The 16,303-nt window shown below is 41.2% G+C and carries 13 protein-coding genes; 4 read left to right on the forward strand and 9 right to left on the reverse strand.

All coding sequences use genetic code 11. The features are described from left to right. Nucleotides 1-288: 288 nt before the first annotated feature. From PHU20_RS08720 to PHU20_RS08735, 4 genes are all read left to right on the forward strand, one after another. The gene (locus PHU20_RS08720; RefSeq protein WP_274824968.1) at nt 289-486 is read left to right on the forward strand and encodes a hypothetical protein; all 198 of its coding nucleotides are present in this window, start codon (nt 289-291) and stop codon (nt 484-486) included. Nucleotides 487-1,075: 589 nt separating this feature from the next. Continuing rightward, nucleotides 1,076-1,759, forward strand: a complete 684-nt coding sequence (locus PHU20_RS08725; RefSeq protein WP_274824969.1) for a class I SAM-dependent methyltransferase — start codon at nt 1,076-1,078, stop codon at nt 1,757-1,759. 340 nt (nt 1,760-2,099) lie between these two features. Further along, nucleotides 2,100-2,942 (forward strand): alpha/beta hydrolase, encoded by an 843-nt coding sequence (locus tag PHU20_RS08730; RefSeq protein WP_274824970.1) that lies wholly within the window; start codon nt 2,100-2,102, stop codon nt 2,940-2,942. A 761-nt stretch (nt 2,943-3,703) separates the two neighbouring features. Continuing rightward, on the forward strand, nt 3,704-3,961 hold the full coding sequence (locus tag PHU20_RS08735; RefSeq protein ID WP_274824971.1) for a hypothetical protein: 258 nt from the start codon (nt 3,704-3,706) through the stop codon (nt 3,959-3,961). 260 nt (nt 3,962-4,221) lie between these two features. Here the strand turns inward: PHU20_RS08735 and PHU20_RS08740 are convergent, their stop codons facing one another. From PHU20_RS08740 to PHU20_RS08780, 9 genes are all read right to left on the reverse strand, one after another. After that, nucleotides 4,222-5,787 (reverse strand): amidohydrolase family protein, encoded by a 1,566-nt coding sequence (locus tag PHU20_RS08740; RefSeq protein WP_274824972.1) that lies wholly within the window; start codon nt 5,785-5,787, stop codon nt 4,222-4,224. A 253-nt stretch (nt 5,788-6,040) separates the two neighbouring features. Further along, entirely contained in the window at nt 6,041-7,258 is a 1,218-nt protein-coding gene (locus PHU20_RS08745) for a sensor histidine kinase (RefSeq protein ID WP_274824973.1), read from the reverse strand. A 406-nt stretch (nt 7,259-7,664) separates the two neighbouring features. Next, the gene (gene secA, locus PHU20_RS08750) at nt 7,665-11,027 is read right to left on the reverse strand and encodes a preprotein translocase subunit SecA (protein WP_274824974.1); all 3,363 of its coding nucleotides are present in this window, start codon (nt 11,025-11,027) and stop codon (nt 7,665-7,667) included. Between the two features lie 305 nt (nt 11,028-11,332). Beyond that, entirely contained in the window at nt 11,333-11,557 is a 225-nt protein-coding gene (locus PHU20_RS08755; RefSeq protein WP_013994285.1) for a DUF2795 domain-containing protein, read from the reverse strand. 109 nt (nt 11,558-11,666) lie between these two features. Continuing rightward, nucleotides 11,667-12,245 carry a cob(I)yrinic acid a,c-diamide adenosyltransferase gene (locus PHU20_RS08760; RefSeq protein ID WP_274824975.1) on the reverse strand — a complete coding sequence of 193 codons (579 nt, stop codon included), beginning with the start codon at nt 12,243-12,245 and terminating at the stop codon, nt 11,667-11,669. Between the two features lie 32 nt (nt 12,246-12,277). Continuing rightward, nucleotides 12,278-12,421 (reverse strand): hypothetical protein, encoded by a 144-nt coding sequence (locus tag PHU20_RS08765; protein ID WP_274824976.1) that lies wholly within the window; start codon nt 12,419-12,421, stop codon nt 12,278-12,280. A gap of 93 nt (nt 12,422-12,514) precedes the next feature. Further along, nucleotides 12,515-13,015, reverse strand: a complete 501-nt coding sequence (locus PHU20_RS08770; protein WP_274824977.1) for a hypothetical protein — start codon at nt 13,013-13,015, stop codon at nt 12,515-12,517. Between the two features lie 25 nt (nt 13,016-13,040). Further along, nucleotides 13,041-14,918, reverse strand: a complete 1,878-nt coding sequence (locus PHU20_RS08775) for an ABC-F family ATP-binding cassette domain-containing protein (RefSeq protein WP_274824978.1) — start codon at nt 14,916-14,918, stop codon at nt 13,041-13,043. Then, the gene (locus PHU20_RS08780; protein ID WP_274824979.1) at nt 14,915-16,105 is read right to left on the reverse strand and encodes a lipoprotein N-acyltransferase Lnb domain-containing protein; all 1,191 of its coding nucleotides are present in this window, start codon (nt 16,103-16,105) and stop codon (nt 14,915-14,917) included. The genes PHU20_RS08775 and PHU20_RS08780 overlap by 4 nt, the downstream gene beginning before the upstream one ends. Nucleotides 16,106-16,303 lie beyond the last annotated feature (198 nt).

Genomic DNA, 16,303 nt, shown 5'->3' on the forward strand with positions numbered 1-16,303 from the left:
ATAAATTCGTAATGGATGCTATTTGTGTATCGATAAAAAGTAAGAAAACATCGATGAAATGCATTTTCAATAGTTGGGTTAAGCGGTTGAAATACTGTAGTTTATCGATAAAATTACACTTCATCCGTGAAATGATACCTTTTATCGAATAATTGGGTTGGAAAATTAGGTCGTGGGGTTTTAAGGTAACCAAACTAACCATGAACTATGCGAACCTTTTTCTTAGTTACCTTTTTTTTATTTACGGGCTTTATATCCTTTGCCCATTGTATTGGTCCTGATAAACAGATGGAAACTATTGGGAAGGGTTCGTTACTAACGTTAACGGTGTTGCCCGTACGCCCGGATCTTAAGTTGGCGAAGAACCATACCGGATTATTGAGTCCATGGCCAAGTAATGCGGTAAGTATTTATGTTTTTAGGGACACGAAGGTGAAAAGGGCCCTGGAATTCAAGGCAAAGAAAGATAAACCTTTATGGGGGTAAACCTATGATAATGTTATAATAGCAATTGATTACCGGTGCGAGGCAAACGTAACAGTAAAACAATTTCCGGAAACACCACGGCACTTCAATTTTTCACGACGTATCGTTTAGCCAAGAACTACCCCATACTTTTTTTTGCCAACCATCGATCTTCCTAATCAAACGACGAATGGGTAAATTTTTGGTAAGTACCGGTCAAATCCGATAAACATCCAGGAACGATTACATTGAGAGACCTCACAGTGTAGACATTTCATAATATTACCCTTGGTTTAAAAAAAAAGGTGGTTTCATGGGAGGTGTGGGGCATTAAAACCATTACATCCATATAAGGATTTTGGGATATCTTTTCTTCTATCACAACTGTTTTGGGTATATTTAAATGACGATATCAAACGGGGAAATCAAATCAACGGATAAAAAAATCCAATGGTTCCGGTTTTTCAAATGGTGTATGTTCTTTTGTCCCTTTGGATGATAGTAGCGGTAGGTATCAATCAACCATTTGAAACACTATTGGTTTTTTAATTTGAATTTTCTTACTTCTTTGTGGACGGATAAGTGGAATGGTAAATTAAAAATGAAATACATGGCAAAATTATATTTAACCTTTTTAGGAACCTTGTTAACCTGTGTTTTGGCATTTTCGCAGCACAAACCCGATCAAAAAAACGCGTCGAAGGACAGTACGGAAACTGCCAACGAATATATGCACCGATCCCATACCGATGATTTGATCGAACGTTTTGAATCGCCAGAACGGGATGCCTACCAGAAACCTGAAAAGGTTCTGGACTATTTAGGAAATGTATTAAATAAAAAAATCATGGATATCGGGGCGGGCTCGGGTTATTTTTCCGTGAAATTGGCCGATAGAGGAGCGAAGGTAATTGCTGCGGACGTGAGTGATGAATTCCAAAATGCGTTAAAAAAACGTATCGAGGTACAGGGGATCAAAAATATTGAACTGCGTAAAATTCCTTATGACGATCCAAATTTACATGATCATGAAGTGGATATTGCATTAATTGTCAATACCTATCACCATATAGAAGACAGAAGCACGTATTTTTCAAAAGTGAAGAAAGGAACTAAGGGGAAAGGCGAATTGGTGATTATTGATTTCTTTAAAACAGAGGTTCCCGTAGGTCCGCCAACCGGCCATAAAATTTCAATAGATCAAGTAATAGCAGAGCTAAAAGAGGCCGGCTATTCCCAATTTGAGGTAAACGTTGATCTCTTACCATATCAATACATCATAAAAGCCAAATAGTCAATTAAAGATTTTTGGAACGAAAGATATGGAGGGAAAATGTTTAAAATGTCTCCCAACCAATGCTTTAATGAAAAACTTGGACGGGTCCTTTGACGTAAGGAGGGTGCGGTTATACTTAAAAGGGGCATCCGATTCACATTTCAACCCTTTTTTTCCAAGTGACAACATGGCGACTACCGTTGCATCCTTTCGGTAAATTACCATAACTTTAGGGCTGACGGTCCACGCGCCGGAAGCCGGTAGGCATTTCCCAAGAGGGAGCCATGGTCGTGTGGTCATTGGTGGCGACCATATCGTAACTCAAAAAATAAGTACCTGATTTAGACTGTACAAGAAAATGAAATATACATTACTATCAATTTGCCTTTTGATTTTACCTTTATCGCTATTTGCAGCAAACGTGGATACCTTAGTGGTTTACAGTAAATCCATGAAGAAAAACACCAAAACCTGTGTGATTACTCCTGACAATTATAAAAAAACCGGGGAATCCTATCCAGTTCTGTATTTATTGCATGGATATAGCGGGAATTATGCGTCATGGGTAAAGGATTTTCCTCAGCTCAAACACTTTTCCGACCGGTATAATTTAATCATTGTGGGGGTTGATGGTGACTTTTCGAGCTGGTATTTCGATAGTCCGGTCGATTCCACCATGAGATATGAGACCTATGTGACAAAGGAGTTGATAGACTTTATCGATAATAGGTATAACTCCATTAAAAGTAGGGAAGGTCGTGCAGTTACGGGTTTGAGCATGGGTGGACATGGCGCATTGTATTTGGCCATACGGCATCAAGATATTTTTGGGGCTTCAGGAAGTATGAGTGGCGGGGTTGATATTCGACCCTTCCCACAAAATTGGGATTTGGCAAAAAGACTGGGTGATAAGGCCACACATCCTGAAAATTGGGAAAAACACACGGTAATAAATCAATTGTACCTGCTTGAAGATGATCGATTGGCACTAATTATCGATTGTGGTATAGATGATTTTTTTATCGATGTCAACCGTCATCTACATGAAAAGCTACTTTATTTTAATATACCGCATGATTATATAGAACGACCTGGAGGACATACTTTAGCCTATTGGGATAATGCATTGCAATATCAAATCCTGTATTTCGACAACTTCTTTAGAACAAACAATTCGAAAAAAGCAGTACACACCAAGTAACTACAAAATAGGTGGAAAAATGGCGGCTTCACAGGCAGGAGTCAGCTGAAATACTTTATGGGTTCGACAAGATTAAGGCCCAGACCAGCCCTTAATTTAAAAAAAGACAATAGGGTATTTACTGGTGGGGTCGATTTTTAATGAGCCCTGATAGAATGAAAATAATGACACTTGTGGCAAAAATGATCGATATAGGCGCGATATAGTATATAAGTGAATCCATGGGTTGTTGTTTTTAAATTCTAGACAATTCTTATATAGGGGGGAGGGCGTAATTTTTATGTTAAATTAGTAACTGATCCTTGATTTCAGGGGTGTAATTGTATAAAGTGTCGTCCTTTTTGTATGAAATGTAGGAAAATCAACATATTTTCTGATAACCGTTTGGTCAAAATCGATATGGTTTTGAGTGGTCATGTTCAAAATAAGGCTCTCTTTTTCCCTGTGTTTGAAATTGGGAACCACCTAACAAAAGAGGGTAAGGCTTTTTTGTTTTAGCCAATTACGGTAACATCTTCCAAATTAGGAAGGGGTTCTTTCCACCTCTTTCATTCCACTTCCTTTTAAAATTGGCATCTAAGAATACCGATAAAAAGACCATTTGCCCGTTAAGTGGTATTTGGTGTTGAAAACGTTTATCGGACAAACAGTACGCTTTGTCCAATCTTTTCCCGATAGCCGAAAAATAAGGGCTCTTCACCGTTTTAAGGACCTCCCCCAGTATCGTTTGGAGTTAAATTTATGTAACCCAAGTCGATATTATGAAAGCAATTTTCACCTTTATTTTCGCTCTTTTTTTAAGTACCGCCGCCTTTGCCCAAAATGCAGATACCAATGATACCGTGGAGCCAATTAAAATGGATTTTGTTTTGGATAGTGGGGTTGTCACTTTTACTCCTGCTCAGGAAACTAAAATCATTTCAGGAAAAAGTGTTGCACGTTTATACAAGTTCAAAAACTCTAGAGTAAAGAAAGCTTTGGCTTTTACCACTAAAAAGGATAAACCAAAATTGTCTTGATCCGTAGTGTTTTTTAAGAATAATGAAAAGTCCCCCTTTTTTTTAATCTAAAATATACGCCATATGATACTTTTCTTTCTTTTGCTTCCGGTTGCTTTGTTGGTTTTGAATAGCCTAATATTCCCCAAAACAAACGGTTTTTTACAACCTTTGAAAGTACGGGTCAAAAAATAATTTGAAAGATTCCGAATGATACTGGTCTGTGGGAGGACAATGGGAATCGGCCATCGATTGCCATGGGTCTCCCATTTGCCATTCATTCATTCATTTATTCCGGGTTGTTTGATTTGGTATCCCGTTTTTTGCTTTTCGGCAGCTACCATGTCTTTCACTTCCTTTAAAAGTGCGGGGGCATCATAGATAATACCGTCTTTAATGGTGTATTTTACCCCTCCGACCCGAACTACTTCATTAGCTTCGGTTAAACGGATAGCTCCTGTACCGTAGAGTACTTTTAGATTTTTTAGAGGGTTTTCCCCAACAACCACGAAATCGGCTAATTTACCGACAGAGACACTGCCTATTTTATCGTCCATACCTAAAGCTTCAGCCCCATTGAGGGTAGCCGATTTAATGATCTCAAGTGGATGGAATCCGGCTTCCCGTAATAACTCCAGTTCACGGATATAGGCAAATCCATAAAGTTGAAAAATGAATCCTGAATCGGAACCCGCAGTAACACGGCCCCCGCGATTTTTATATTCGTTTACAAAAGTCATCCAGAGTCTATAGTTTTCTTTCCAAGCGACTTCTTGTTCGGTACCCCAGTCATGCCAATACGAACCATGGGAGACCTTGCTGGGTTGGTAAAACTCCCAAAGCGATGGTAGGGTATACTCCTCGTGCCATTCTGCCCTTCTCGCCCGTTGTAGGTCACGACTGGCTTCGTAAATATTGAAGGTGGGGTCAATGGTGAAATCCAGGGCCAAAAGCTCATCCATAACCGCATTCCAATGTTCCGAATATGGCTCGGCGGCCTGTTTCCAAAGTCGACCGGCTTCTTCAAACCTGTCCTGTTCGTTGTTATAGTTATAATCGAGCGGATACGCTTGTACCGTCCGATCTTCGAAAAGGGCTTCCGGCAACCCATACCAATGTTCCATGCTGGTCAATCCGGCCCGGGCCGAATGCAGTACATTCCAGCGGGCAACATTCATCTGTGCATGGTGACAGGCGGAACGCAACCCCAATTTTTTATTTTCCTGTAAGGCTGCATCCATGATTTCGGGCTCGGCCCCGAAAAATTTCACTCCATCGGCACCCTTTTTCGCATTGTTCCTTACCCATTCCCTAGCCATTTCCGGGCTGGTTATGGGGCCATCATTACCTTGGCCAAATCTTGTATAGGCCAAAATTCGGGGTGCAACGATCTCATTATGGGCACTTTTTTGTTTTAGGTCGAGTGTAAAGTCCACCCCACGGCCGCTAGGTTCGCGAACGGTGGTCACCCCATGTGCCATCCACAACCTGAAAACATAGTTGGGTTCCGCACCTTGGGCCTTTCCGCCAATGTGGCCATGCATGTCTATAAATCCGGGCATTAAAAACATATCGGTACAATCGAGTTCTTTTCCTCCGGCTTTTAATTTTGGTCGGTTTTCATCCTTTATGGGCACCCCGGGATAACCAACCACCTGTATTTTCTTGATGACATTCCCTTCAACCACAATATCAACAGGACCTTGTGGGGGAGCGCCATTACCATTGATCAACATGACCCCTCTAATGATCAATTGGTTGTAGGGTCCGTCTCCAGAGGCACTTTGGCCCCAACTGTTTGAATTCGATAAGAGAAGTGCGATTAAGGCTATAAGGGTTTTTTTCATAGGATATTTTTCTGTGGTTTGGTCAATTTTGTTCCCGAGGTTTTTGGTAATCACCTTGATTTTACCTTCTAAAAATAAGGCTTTCAAAGATAAACCGTAATGGTCTTGTCCAAAATGACATGCATTTGAACACGGGGATGACGGTGTCATGCTTATCGGAAGGGTAGTGGTGGGCCAAAGCCATGGGTGTCTTGGCACCGAAAAAAAGGTCTAAATGACTAAGGAATTATAGGATGGGGATTCCAAATTTAGTTTAAGCGACGGCATTGAAATGTTTGCCAACTTCATGGAATTTTATAATATAGTTGGTGCCTTTTTTCGTTGGGTCCTTGTGGATGCTACCCTTAAGTTGACGTGCTAGGTTGTGGATCAACTTCAAACCAAGTGAATTCGTTGTTTTATAATCAATGGTATCCGGGAAACCAATGCCATTGTCCCCGATACGCAGCTCATAAGCATTATCCCCATCTTGTTGTATGGAAATACTTATTTCCCCCTCCTTTTGATTGGGGAAGCCATATTTCAATGCATTGGTAATCGCTTCATTGATCAAAAGTCCCAATGGTATTGCCGTATCTATCCCTAATTTGATGTCCGGAATATCGATATCGAGTTTTACTTTGTTGTCGGAACCTTTTATGGATCGGACCAGAAATTCGCTTAATTCCTTGACGTAGGATTTATACTCGATTTTAGAAAGATCTTCATCCCGCATATATAGCATTTCATGGACCATGGCCATTGAAACAACCCTATTCTGACTGCTTTTGATGATGGTTTTCATTTTCTCGTCTTTGATGTTCCTCGATTGTAGGCTTAAAAGACTTGATACGGTTTGTAGATTGTTTTTTACCCGATGATGGACTTCCCGTAATAAGGTTTCCTTTTCTTTGATCCGCTTTTCAATTTCGTTTCGCGATTTGTAAAGGTTGTGGTGGGCCTTTAAGAGGTTTTTACCCAATACCCCTCCTAAAAGGTATACCGAAAATAGGATACTGAATAAGCTAAAAAGATCACGGGATGCTTCCGGTACGGCGTTGAAGGCCACACGGTAAGCAGGAAGGCTTTCGAGGTATAAAAGACATACAATGGTCAGGTTTATGTAAAGGTAAACCTTCCCGTACAGTTTTGTGGTTACATAGCCCGTAAATACGATCAGTGCAAGAACAAAGATAAACGGACTGTTTATGCCGCCGCTAAATAAAGTAATGATGGTGCTACATAATAATCCGAGAACTGAGGTAATGTTATAGGTTACCGTTAGATTCGAATGCGATTTAAAGGCGAAAGTATTTAAAAGGTTGATAACCCCGTACGCAAAAAAAGCATAGGGAAGAATTTCATGGATATCGAGTGCGTATATGCATAGAAACCCAAATATAATGGCAAGTACCGAGGAAAAATAATTTACCCTCAATGTTAATTTGACCTTGTCCTCTAAGCGATATTCATCTTTTACGGGCGTTTCCATTGTCGAAATATTTGGCACTTTAATAGCGAATCCCAATTTGGTAATGAAAGGCGATTTCCTATTATTAGGGTTATTCGTGGTAAATCTAAATATGTTTTGGTATTAAATCAACTTCAAACACAAAAATAAAGTCCGTTCGGTTATATTTTATGCATAGCTATTGATCTATTCCATTTTACGAAGCCGTGTTATGGTGTTTTGTTGAACCGTAAATCTAAAGGTAGGTCTTTTTTGAAACTTCCATAGCTTGGTTTGGGGCAAATATGGATTTGGTTCCCGATTATATTCATGGATGGTGATGGGGAGCCTTTTTTTGGTGTTTGATGTTCCTTGGAAAAGGAGATAAACGGACATAAAAAAAAAGCGACCGGGAAAGGTCGCTTTTTTTTATCTATCGAATTTCGGTTCAATCTTCCGTCAATACCCATTCTCCCTTATCAATCAAGGGTTCGGCCTGTTTGTACTTGACGGTTTTGCTTTCCCCGGACATCACATTTTTGATTGTCACACGCTCGTTACGACCTATTTTCGGACGTTCTCGCACTATGGTTTCCGTTATCTGTGGTCTTTGTCCTTGGGATTGGCCAACAGCCCTATTTTGGGCCGCCAATTCATCGCTATTCGGAATCTCCTCTTTGCTGGTCTGTATGTTTTCTTTGGGTCTTCTTATGTTACCGGCATTTTGTATTTGGTTGGGATTCTCTGTGGGTAGTTCCCCTTTGAACAAGAACGATACCACTTCTTTGTTCACCTTATCGATCATACTTTTGAAAAGTTCAAAGGCCTCGAATTTGTAGATCAATAAAGGGTCCTTTTGTTCATGAACGGCCAATTGCACCGATTGCTTCAATTCATCCATTTTTCGCAAATGGGTTTTCCAAGCATCATCAATGATCGCCAAGGTAATGTTCTTTTCAAAATCGGTGACCAACTGTTTTCCATCGGATTCATAGGCATCCTTAAGGTTGGTAACCACGTTCAGGCTTTTTATGCCGTCGGTAAATGGAACTACGATACGTTCGAATGAGTTTGAATTGTCCTCATAAACTTTTTTAATGACCGGGAAAGCCGTGGCGGCATTCCTTTCCATTTTTTCTTTATAGAATTCATAGCCTGAGGTATAAATGGCATTGGTGATCTCAGGAACGCTCATTTTACCGAATTCGGCTTCGTTTATCGGTGAGGTGATCGAGAAGAACTTAATCAATTCGAATTCGAAGTTCTTATAGTCCATCGCACCTTTATTGGTTTCGGCAATTGATTCACATGTATCATAGATCATGTTGGCAATATCCACCTTAAGACGTTCCCCTTGTAGGGCATGTCGCCTCCTTTTGTACACGACTTCACGTTGGGCGTTCATCACGTCATCATATTCCAAGAGACGTTTACGGACACCAAAGTTGTTTTCCTCAACTTTTTTCTGTGCGCGTTCGATGGACTTTGTCATCATGGAATGCTGAATGACCTCCCCATCTTCCAAGCCCATCTTGTCCATCATCTTGGCGACTCGGTCAGAACCGAATAGACGCATTAGGTTATCTTCCAACGATACATAAAATTGCGAGCTTCCTGGATCTCCTTGACGCCCTGAACGACCCCTTAACTGTCTGTCGACACGTCGGGAATCGTGGCGTTCCGTACCGATTATCGCCAATCCGCCAGCTTTTTTGACTTCATCGCTCAATTTGATATCCGTACCACGACCTGCCATGTTGGTTGCTATGGTGACCACACCCGGTTTACCGGCTTCCGCGACCACATCGGCTTCTTTTTTATGCAATTTCGCGTTCAATACATTATGGGGTACTTTTCGAATGTTCAACATTCGGGAAAGTAATTCTGAAATTTCCACAGAGGTGGTACCGATCAAAACCGGCCTACCGGCTTGGGATAATTTGGTAACCTCTTCGATTATGGCGTTGTATTTTTCGCGCTTTGTTTTATAGATCAAATCATGCCGGTCTTCCCGGGCAATGGGACGGTTGGTAGGAATCTCCATAACGTCCAATTTGTAAATTTCCCAAAATTCCCCGGCTTCTGTAATGGCTGTACCCGTCATACCCGACAGTTTTTTGTACATCCTAAAATAGTTCTGAAGGGTAACCGTGGCGAACGTCTGTGTCAGTGCTTCGATCTTTACGTTTTCCTTGGCTTCAATGGCTTGGTGCAATCCGTCGGAATAACGACGGCCATCCATAATACGGCCGGTTTGCTCATCAACGATCATTACTTTATTGTCGATGACCACATACTCCACATCCTTTTCAAAAAGGGTATAAGCCTTTAACAATTGGCTCAAGGTATGTATGCGCTCGCTTTTTATGGTAAAATCCTTGAAAAGTTCCTCTTTAAGCTCGGCCTCTTTTTCAATATCGAGATTTTGACTTTCTATCTTAGCGATTTCCCCACCAATGTCGGGCATGACAAAGAAATCCCTGTTTTGTTCCCCGGAGATGTAATCGACCCCTTTCTCGGTCAATTCTATCTGATTGTTTTTCTCATCGATCACGAACAACAGGTCTTCATCTACCTTCGGCATTTCCCTATTGTTATCCTGCATGTAGAAGTTCTCGGTTTTCTGCAATAGTTGCTTGATCCCTTCTTCACTTAGATATTTGATCAATGCCTTGTTTTTGGGTAACCCCCTAAATACGCGTAGTAATAAAAATCCGCCTTCTTTCGTGTCACCGGCAGCTATGGCTTTTTTGGCTTCGGCCAATACTCCGGTCAAATGTTGTCTTTGTTTTTGCACGATATCATTGACCTTGGGTTTAAGCTCGTTGAATTCGTGCCGATCGCCTTCGGGTACCGGTCCTGAAATGATCAAAGGGGTACGGGCATCATCGACCAAAACGGAATCGACCTCATCGACAATGGCATAATGATGCGGTCTTTGGACCAAATCAGCAGGGGTATGCGCCATGTTGTCCCTCAGGTAATCAAATCCGAATTCGTTATTGGTGCCATAGGTGATATCGGCATTGTAGGCAGCCCTACGACCTTCCGAATTGGGTTTGTGATGATCGATACAGTCTACCGAAAGACCATGGAATTCGAAAATCGGTGCCATCCAAGCACTATCCCTTTTGGCTAGATAATCGTTGACCGTTACCAAATGGGCGCCATGGCCAGAAAGTGCATTTAGGTACATAGGAAGTGTGGCGACCAAAGTTTTACCTTCACCCGTTTGCATTTCGGCTATTTTACCTTGATGTAAGGCAATACCACCGATCAACTGTACATCGTAATGTACCATGTCCCAAGTAACAGCTTTCCCTGCAGCGTCCCAGGAGTTTTTCCAGATGGCCTTATCCCCATCCAAAGAAACATAATCCTTACTTCCCGATATTTTCCTGTCGAATTCCGAGGCGGTAACTTCCATGGTTTCGTTGGCGACAAATCGCTTAGCGGTTTCCTTTACAACGGCAAAGGCTTCCGGTAGGATGTCGTTCAAGGTGTTTTCCGATATCTTATAGGCTTCTTCCTGTAGTTTGTCGATCTCCGCATATATATCCTCATTCTTGTCGATATCGGATGAGGCGTGTACTTGCTCGGTCAGTTCAGCTATCTTATCGTCCAACTCTTGGCGGTCGGCCTTGATCCTTGCCTTGAACTCCGCCGTTTTGGCCCTTAGTTCATCAAGGCTTAAACCTTCCAAGGCAGATTCAAATGACTTTATTTGTTTGAGAATGGGTTGTAGTTCTTTTACGTCTTTCTTTGATTTGTCACCGACAAATGCCTTCAGTACTGAATTTAATAAACTCATAATTCTATTTATTATCGTATTGAAAGTGACGGGAAGCGTCTTCTTTCTATATTCTTATCTCCTTTATATTTAAAAACCCTTCAATGGGTTATCGCAGGGATATCGCAAAAGGTGTTCCAGTTTTTGTTCTTATGGGTGAAGACCTGATTTACTGCCAAATTTACCGAGAAAATTCCCTGTGGATCCTATTTCACTGCGAAGTTAACATTTTGGATGCTATTTTCTTCCTTTTTATCCGGGCAGTGATGATAATATAATCATAAAAAAAAGTCTCCGAAGAGACCTTTTAATACATTTTAACTTATCTAATATTCATCCTCGTTCCAGAGGTAATCTTCTTCAGTAGGGTAATCTGGCCAAATTTCTTCGATGGACTCGTAAATTTCACCACCCTCTTCTTCCATTGATTGTAAATTTTCTACAACCTCCAAAGGGGCACCTGTTCTAATGGAATAATCGATTAGTTCGTCTTTGGTAGCCGGCCAAGGTGCATCACTTAAATATGACGCTAGTTCTAAAGTCCAATACATTTTAAAAGATGGTTTTAAATTTTTGCAAAAATAATTTTAATCTTGAAATAGCCAAGGGTTTTTGCAATTATTTATGCGATAATTGTTTGATAACGAAGAAAATCGAAATTTATTGGTCCTTTTTTTCTGGAATCCATTTGATTTCCTTCGCATTAAGGTCCTTCGACAATTTTCGTGCCAAGACAAAAAGGAAGTCCGAGAGGCGATTTATATAGGACATTACGTTTTCTTCAAAGGGTTCCTTTTCGAAAAGTTCCGTGGCCATTCTTTCGGCCCTACGACAAACTGTACGTGCAATATGACAGTATGACACCGTGGTATGTCCGCCAGGCAGTATAAAATGGGTCATGGGTGGCAGGGATTCATTCATGACATCCATTTCGTTCTCCAATAATTCAATGTCCGATGCATCGATCTTGGGGATGTTCAATCGTTCCCTTCCGTTTTTTAGGATGGCTTTTTTAGGGTCGGTAGCCAAAATGGCACCCAAAGTAAAAAGTTTATGCTGTATAAGGGTAAGGAGGTTTTTGGTATAGGCATCCATTTCCTGATCGCGGATAAGGCCGATCCAGGCATTCAGCTCGTCAATGGTGCCGTAACTGTCTATTCTGATATGGTTTTTTGAGACTCGGGTACCTCCGAAAAGGGCCGTAGTTCCTTTGTCACCTGTCTTAGTGTATATTTTCATGAATGAAATGAGTAATGTTGTTAGGTTTATTCTTAGTTCTTTTTTTTGTCTTCACGGCGATAATTTTCCATGAATTTTTTGGATTTTCTTCTTTTGGACTTGTTCCTGTTGAAAATCAAAAAAAACAAATAAATGATAATGAGTACCCCTAACACCGTATAAATTGGATATTCCATAATTTCTCGACTTAGATTTCCCTTTGGGGATTATTTTTTTCGTATTCCACATCGCTCGGCATCGTGGTGATGCCATGTATTAAAGTTACGGGTTTATATTCGAATCTTAAAATGTTCCTTTGCTTGTTCTTTTCTGAAAAATAGCGCCCCACAGCTGAACATATCTACGGAGACGGTTACTTTTTCATGTTGTTTGAAAGCTTCCCACTCTTGGGTATTTTTCTTGTTTCCATAAATCTTATCGATGAGGAGTATGGTATCGTTATGATACGATTTGCCTTTTAGGATTTGGGTAAATTGGGTTGCACATGGGGTGCCCATATAGATAAGGTCTGATGGGGCATTGAATTTGGTTTGGGGGAATGATTCCCGAATCAGTTCGATCAGGGTGCCGTCTTCAGGGAGGACACTTATGTGCACTGCGTTGAAATAGGTGATGCTTTTTAAAAGGGTTTTAATCGTTTTCCGACCTTTGTACTTGGATTTTCCGTACAGGCATTTAGTGATGAAATTATAGATGAAAGGCGAATGCACACCGTGTTGGTTGGTCGAACTGAAAATAAAACCGATATAGGAAATAAAGCGGTACAACATGTTTTTATTGATGTGTTACTGATTTTTATTCCATCATGGCAGAAAGTTCAAACCAACGTTCGGTTTTCGTTTCTATCGCTTCCGTTATTTCTTTCAGTTCAATGGAAAGGGCGTCTATTTCCTCTCCCGTTAGGCCACTATCGGTAAAACGGTGTTGGACTTTTTCTTTTTGCTCCTCTAAGCGATGTATTTCCCGCTCCAAGGATTTAAACTCTTTTTGTTCCAAATAGGACAATTTTGTTCCACTACTTTCTTCTTTCCACGAATTCTTGGTGGTATTGTTTTCACTGCCCTTGTTTTTTTCAGATCTGTTTTCGGCCACCTGACTGTCTTCATAGGCCCTGTAATCGGAGTAATTGCCCGGAAAGTCTTCGATAACGGCATCGCCCCTGAACACAAAGAGGTGATCCACGATCTTATCCATAAAGTAGCGATCGTGGGATACGACCATAAGGCAGCCCGGAAAATCCAACAGGAAACTTTCCAATACGTTCAGGGTCATGATGTCCAGGTCGTTGGTAGGTTCGTCCAAAATGAGAAAGTTGGGGTTCTGGATCAAAACGGTACATAAATACAGGCGCTTGCGTTCGCCCCCACTTAGTTTCTCGACAAAATCATATTGTTTTTTGCGATCGAACAGAAATCGTTCCAACAGCTGCTGGGCAGAAATTTGTTTGCCTTTTTTCAAAGGGATGTAATCCCCGAACTCCCGGATGACATCGATGACCTTTTGGCCTTGTTTTATGGTAATGCCTTTCTGGGTATAGTATCCTATTTTAATGGTATCGCCGATAACCACTTTTCCGCCGTCTGCTTTTTCCGTTCCCGAGAGGATATTCAGGAATGTTGATTTCCCGGTGCCGTTCTTGCCGATAATCCCGACACGTTCCCCTTTGGTAAACGTATAATCGAACTGGTCTAGAATAGGCTTCCCCGGAAAGGATTTGGAGATTTTGTGCAACTCCAAGATCTTGCTGCCGATTCTTTCCATATTGATTTCCAGTTGTACCTCATGTTCATTGCGACGTTGATGCGCTTTTTCTTTAATGGCTTGGAAATCATCGATCCTTGACTTCGATTTAGTTGTCCTGGCCTTAGGTTGCCTACGCATCCAGCTCAACTCCTTTTTAAAGAGCAACTTGGATTTATGCTGTTCTACGGCTTCCTGTTCCAATCGGGCTTCCTTTTTTTCCAGATAGTACGAATAATTCCCCTTGTAAGGGTATAGTTTTCCGCCATCAAGTTCGATGATTTCGTTGCAGACACGCTCTAGGAAATAACGGTCGTGGGTAACCATGAACAAGGTTATGTTTTCCTTGGAGAAATACTGTTCTAGCCATTCGATCATTTCCAGGTCCAAATGGTTGGTGGGCTCATCTAGGATCAGGAGGTCGGGTTTGTTTATAAGTGCATTGGCCAAGGCCAAACGTTTTTTTTGTCCTCCGGAGAGGAGTCCAACCTTGGCGTGTATGTCCTCTAATTTAAGTTTAAAGAGTATTTGCTTGTATTGGGTTTCAAAGTCCCAAGCATCGTTGCGGTCCATGGCTTCGAAGGCCTTTTGGTAGGCTTCTTCGTCTTCCGGGTTTTCCAAGGCCTTTTCATAAGCAAGGATGACTTTCAATATATCGTTATCCGAAGCGAAAATGGTTTCTTCGATCGTCAGGTCCGGATTCATGTCAGGTTCCTGTTCCAAAAAGGAAACACGGGTCCCTTTGCGGTAGTTTACCAAGCCTGAGTCCGGTACATCTTTCCCCGATAAAATGTTCAATATCGAGGTTTTGCCATCACCATTCTTCGCGATCAAAGCAATTTTTTGGTCTTTGTTCACCCCAAAGGAGATGTCATCGAAGAGTACCAGCTCGCCGTAGGATTTGGCTATATTTTCAACAGAAAGTAGGTTCATGCTATGGATTGGGTTTTTTGTTTGTGATTATGAACGTATAGAAACGAATATCGAATGCCCAAAGCCAATAGAATTGGGATAAGCACAGGGGAAAAAATCTGGACCTCTAAGACCCATAAGGGAACAACGGCCATTAATAGCGCCAATACCATCAGTAAGTATTTGTTTGTCCACCAAGGGAGTGATTGTTTTCGGCCAATGAAAAAAGCGGTAATCAAATTAAATGGAAAGGCCCAAAGGATGTTGAAATTGTTGGCGGTTGCCGTATGATCCGTTATAAACCAAAGGAAAAAAATGACCATACCGGCGATGCCCGTTAAAAGGAACAGGGCAAGATCGACTCCTTTTGTTCTTCGGTTGTTCCTATGATCCGAAAAAGTAAAGATGATAACCAAGAGCAGTAAACCCAAGGCCCAAAATAATGGGGATCCCAGGAAATTGCTTTTGGGTTCTTGGGGTTGGGGCTTGTATATGGTTTTTAAGGTACGCAACAAGGGTTTTGTCCCAAGTTTCGCTTTATTTATCTCCTTCATGATGTATATGGGCAAGAACATATGTTCTTTAGGGGTGGCGATATCATCGATAACCGCTCCAAGGGCTAGATCTATGCCAAATGCCGACCATGAATTGAGTGGCATATTAAGCCGGATAAGTTCGCGGTGCGTATATTGTTTTTCAAGATAATCTTCGTCGAACACCAATTTTTCGGGAAAGACCGTATCGAGTACGTCCCAAATTTTCGTGGCACAGTTGTTATAAAAGAAATCGTATGGGTAGGTACTGTTTTCGGGAAGGGCATTGTTCTCTAAAAATCGGAACAATTCATTTTTTTCGGATTGGGATAACTGTAAGACCTGTTCATTTACCCATCTATTGTCGTATTTGTATTCCCTGATAAAATTGGAGTAACGCTGGCGTGCGAGTTTATAATCCAATTTGCCTTTGGCAAAATTCACATAAAAATTATCCGAATAAAAGTCAAAAACCCCATAATTGTAGATGATATCCAAACCTATTGCCGGGTCTTTTACCCTAAAGGCGCTATGGCCAAAGGTAGCATAGAGCTCTTCACCAGGACCACAGGTCATGACACTGATTTTGGATAATGGGGATAAATCCGGAATCTGGGAATGCCCTACCATTGAAAGGGCAAATAAAAGGAATGTGGTCAACCTTTTTAGCGGCATACTTTTTTATTGGAAAATTTTCAGTGGCAAATATCTGAATAAATTGTTTAGAAGGGGGGTTATTGTTAATGGTTCTTAAAAGGGATCCTTTTTTGGTCGTGTTGAGGGGTGGGATCGGAGGCTTTATTTTATGCCGGGATAACGAATTTCCCTTTTGCCATCTTAATTTTTTTGCTTGAAAAGTACCCTGCAACCCCT

Source organism: Maribacter polysaccharolyticus (assembly GCF_028882255.1).
Taxonomy (GTDB): Bacteria; Bacteroidota; Bacteroidia; order Flavobacteriales; family Flavobacteriaceae; genus Maribacter_A; species Maribacter_A polysaccharolyticus.

Excerpts from the sequence above, each read along its gene's own strand:
- PHU20_RS08720 (WP_274824968.1), top strand. The coding sequence starts at position 289 with ATGGAAACTATTGGGAAGGGTTCGTTACTAACGTTAACGGTGTTGCCC.
- PHU20_RS08725 (WP_274824969.1), top strand. The coding sequence starts at position 1,076 with ATGGCAAAATTATATTTAACCTTTTTAGGAACCTTGTTAACCTGTGTT.
- PHU20_RS08730 (WP_274824970.1), top strand. The coding sequence starts at position 2,100 with ATGAAATATACATTACTATCAATTTGCCTTTTGATTTTACCTTTATCG.
- PHU20_RS08735 (WP_274824971.1), top strand. The coding sequence starts at position 3,704 with ATGAAAGCAATTTTCACCTTTATTTTCGCTCTTTTTTTAAGTACCGCC.
- PHU20_RS08740 (WP_274824972.1), bottom strand. The coding sequence starts at position 5,787 with ATGAAAAAAACCCTTATAGCCTTAATCGCACTTCTCTTATCGAATTCA.
- PHU20_RS08745 (WP_274824973.1), bottom strand. The coding sequence starts at position 7,258 with ATGGAAACGCCCGTAAAAGATGAATATCGCTTAGAGGACAAGGTCAAA.
- secA (WP_274824974.1), bottom strand. The coding sequence starts at position 11,027 with ATGAGTTTATTAAATTCAGTACTGAAGGCATTTGTCGGTGACAAATCA.
- PHU20_RS08755 (WP_013994285.1), bottom strand. The coding sequence starts at position 11,557 with ATGTATTGGACTTTAGAACTAGCGTCATATTTAAGTGATGCACCTTGG.
- PHU20_RS08760 (WP_274824975.1), bottom strand. The coding sequence starts at position 12,245 with ATGAAAATATACACTAAGACAGGTGACAAAGGAACTACGGCCCTTTTC.
- PHU20_RS08765 (WP_274824976.1), bottom strand. The coding sequence starts at position 12,421 with ATGGAATATCCAATTTATACGGTGTTAGGGGTACTCATTATCATTTAT.
- PHU20_RS08770 (WP_274824977.1), bottom strand. The coding sequence starts at position 13,015 with ATGTTGTACCGCTTTATTTCCTATATCGGTTTTATTTTCAGTTCGACC.
- PHU20_RS08775 (WP_274824978.1), bottom strand. The coding sequence starts at position 14,918 with ATGAACCTACTTTCTGTTGAAAATATAGCCAAATCCTACGGCGAGCTG.
- PHU20_RS08780 (WP_274824979.1), bottom strand. The coding sequence starts at position 16,105 with ATGCCGCTAAAAAGGTTGACCACATTCCTTTTATTTGCCCTTTCAATG.